Here is a 1,172-nt window from a genome sequence, read left to right as displayed (position 1 = left end):
ATTTTAAAGAGCTGGAAGTGTATCCCCGAATTATTTCAGTTATATTTCACAAATAAGTCAGATTTGTTACAGACAACATACAAGAATAATAACCATGAAAGGTGACGTAAATATGAACCTTGTAATACAAAAACATTACACACCATAAATTGACTTAAATTCATTAGTCTTTACTTGTATGCAAAAGTCGCTTACACCATCATTTCGTTATTATCATTAATACCTGCATATAAATCATACAACATTCACAACACCAACTATACTTGTAGTTAACGCTCTTCATTTCCAGACTTTCAAGGGAATTAGCACATGCTCGTAAAGCTTTGCATCGGCCTGCTGACATTGCTCTGCTCCATCAATAGTTGGGCACTTCGTCCCTCAGATAACGCTGAGTGGCAGATACGCGCACACCAAATTATTAGTACAGAACTGCAACCCTCCACGCTTACACCACAAGAACAATACCAAGAGCTCGCTTGGTTCGCTGATGCAGCACAAGACTACAAAGATATTCAGGTACGTGTTGTATCCGAACGAATCGATACGCACTTTTATGAAGCCAATACCCTAGCAAAGGCCTTTTTTGAACTCACAGGTATACATGTCGTACATGAAATAACCGGCGAAGACGATGTCATTAAAAAGATGCAAGCTCAGATATCAACGGGTAAAAGTCTATATGACGCCTACATCAACGATAGCGATTTAATAGGCTTTCACATTCGTTCAAATGAAACGCTGAGATTAGACACCTTTATGAAAAATGAGGGTGCAAAAGTTACCCTACCTACACTCGACCTAAACGACTTTATAGGGCTTAAGTTTACTACCAGCCCGGAAGGACACTTATACCAATTACCGGATCAACAGTTTGCTAATTTATATTGGTACCGCGCAGACTGGTTTGCCCGTCCTGACTTACAAGCACAATTTAACAAGATTTATGGCTACGACTTAGCCGTCCCCCAAAACTGGCAGGCTTACGAAGATATTGCTGAATTTTTTACAGTACATGTCAAACAACTCGATGGCCAACGCGTATGGGGACATATGGACTATGGAAAACGCGACCCCTCTTTAGGCTGGAGGATCTCAGATGCTTGGTTATCACTAGCAGGCACCGGTGATAAAGGCTTACCAAACGGTACCCCGGTAGACGATTGGGGAATTCG

1 protein-coding gene is annotated in these 1,172 nt (G+C 41.2%); it reads left to right on the top strand.

Going from position 1 to position 1,172, the window contains the following annotated elements; genetic code table 11:
- Positions 1-309: 309 nt before the first annotated feature.
- On the top strand, positions 310-1,172 hold an 863-nt coding region (locus tag A3761_RS23205), incomplete at its 3' end, for an extracellular solute-binding protein (protein WP_156492059.1).

Source organism: Oleiphilus sp. HI0123, from assembly GCF_001635315.1.
The sequence above is the reverse complement of the archived record's forward strand: the minus strand, read 5'-3'. Positions and strand labels throughout refer to the sequence as shown.